2 protein-coding genes are annotated in these 2061 nt (G+C 40.8%); both read right to left on the reverse strand.

Going from position 1 to position 2061, the window contains the following annotated elements:
* Window positions 1-62: 62 nt before the first annotated feature.
* Entirely contained in the window at window positions 63-1016 is a 954-nt protein-coding gene (gene metF, locus ACT8YW_RS23105; protein WP_444107267.1) for a methylenetetrahydrofolate reductase [NAD(P)H], read from the reverse strand.
* A 187-nt stretch (window positions 1017-1203) separates the two neighbouring features.
* Complete coding sequence (locus ACT8YW_RS23110; protein ID WP_004299950.1) at window positions 1204-1716, reverse strand: ferritin-like domain-containing protein; 513 nt, start codon at window positions 1714-1716, stop codon at window positions 1204-1206.
* Between the last annotated feature and the right edge of the window lie 345 nt (window positions 1717-2061).

The following is a 2061-nucleotide window of genomic DNA, read 5'->3' on the forward strand; positions in this document are numbered from 1 at the left end:
TCACTTCCTGAATGAGTCGTTGCTTGATTTCTTCTTGTCCGATTACGTCTCTGAAAAACATATCAATAAATGATTTTGGCTATTTCCTTGATACTGTCTACTGCTCCGATGGAATAGAAATGGATGCTCGGAACTCCGTGTTCCATCAACTCCTTGCATTGAGCCACGCACCATTCAACACCCACCTGTTCGGCTTCCGCGTCATTTTTGCATTTCAATGCTTCTTTCACCAGATCTTCCGGCAAATCCACCTTGAATGTTTTGGGGATCATGCTTAGTTGGGAGATTTTCTTGAAAGGCTTGATTCCCGGAATGATAGGAATGTTGATACTTGCTGCCTTAGCCTGCTCCACAAAATCGAAATATTTCTTATTATCGTAGAATAATTGTGTCACAGCATACTCTGCACCAGTTTCTACCTTCTTTTTCAGCCAGTAAAGATCTGTCTCTATGTTAGGAGATTCTTCATGCTTTTCCGGATAACACGCCACGCCATACGAGAAAGGACTGGCGGTGACTTTCATCTCCGAACCGTCAACGAAGATTCCTTTATTGAAATTATTAATCTGCTCCTGCAATTCAATCGCATGATGATATCCGTCTCCTTCGGGAGTAAATACCGATTCATGTTTAGCCTTGTCTCCACGGAGTACCAGCAAATCTGTTATATTCAGAAATTGCAAATCCAGCAATACATATTCGGTTTCCTCACGCGTGAAACCACTGCACAGGATATGAGGAACCACAGTAATATTATATTTATTCTGAATGGCTGCTGCCACAGCGACTGTTCCCGGACGCCTTCTCAGGCGGTTTCTCTGAAAGAGCCCGTTGCCGAGATCTTTGTAGACATATTCGCTACGATGCGTGGTGATATTGATATATTTCGGATCAAATTCTCGAAGAGTGTCGATTGTCTGATAGAGCTTTTCGATTCCGGTTCCCTTCAAAGGAGGGAGAATTTCGAAAGAAAAAGCTGTACCTTTACTGTTATTTATTAAATCAATTACTTTCATTCCTTTTCGTTGATGTTGTTATCTACTTGGATTAAACATGCATATTGGGACAAAAATACGAAAAAAGAAAGATTTCTTCTTGATTTGTTTGAAAATAGTTTGGTTTTTATCGTACTATTACATAAAAGAGGGCATATCCTGTATTTCGGATGCACCCTCTCTCACCTAATCATTATTAAATTAGAATTTACTTTTCGAGAAATGATTTCTTCATTCTGGCAATGTCAGTCAGATAATCTTGTAAATCTTGTTCATGTTCTTCCTCTTCGGCAAGAATATGTTTGGCGATATCACAAGTGGTGAAATCTTTCCCGTTAGTAAAGTCGGCAATTTCTTGATAACGGAGAATGGCACAGCGTTCGGAAGCAACATTATCCTTCAGCAAACTGACTGAATCGAAGCCTTGCGGAGCATCATATTTGCATCTTGCCAGTTCGAACCATTGTTTCGGATCAAGTACCGGAACCCCTTCCAGCTCGATGATACGGTCGGCAAGCAGCTGTGCATGTCTACGTTCTTCTTCGGCATGTTCCTCGAACTCACCTTGTACGTCGGCACGCATGGCGCCTTCCACTACTAATGCACCTACCCAATATTGGTAATATGCCAACCACTCTTCAGCCAATGCTGCGTTCAACTGTGAAATTAAACTTTCTACATCTAATTTACCTTGTAGGATTTTTACACTTTCTCTAGCCATAATTTTAAAGTTTAGGTTACTATGTTTAAATCGCTAATGTAACAGACGGAGGTTCTTTTTGTTTGAGTATCCCGGAGGTTTTAACAGAAAGAATGCATTGCACTGTGCAGTTCCTTCTTTTTTAATAGAACATGGATGCTTTTAATATTTCATTTCAACTAAATTTTTGTATCACTTTTACCCTCACACCCTCACACCTTCGCTCAATCCCTTTATTCATCGTGGTTACAACGTGTGAGGGTAAGTGCGATAGTAGGGTGAGGGTAACTTTTTACCCTCACCCTGTCTCGGTAAGCGTCTCCGCGATGCCGTCTTGCCTTTATTTTTGTGTTTTCTTACCTTTGT

Source organism: Bacteroides sp. (assembly GCF_052357945.1).
In the GTDB taxonomy this organism is placed as follows: Bacteria; Bacteroidota; Bacteroidia; order Bacteroidales; family Bacteroidaceae; genus Bacteroides.

Bases quoted from the DNA above. Each gene is read 5' to 3' on its own strand.
- metF (WP_444107267.1), bottom strand. From the start codon at position 1,016: ATGAAAGTAATTGATTTAATAAATAACAGTAAAGGTACAGCTTTTTCT.
- ACT8YW_RS23110 (WP_004299950.1), bottom strand. From the start codon at position 1,716: ATGGCTAGAGAAAGTGTAAAAATCCTACAAGGTAAATTAGATGTAGAA.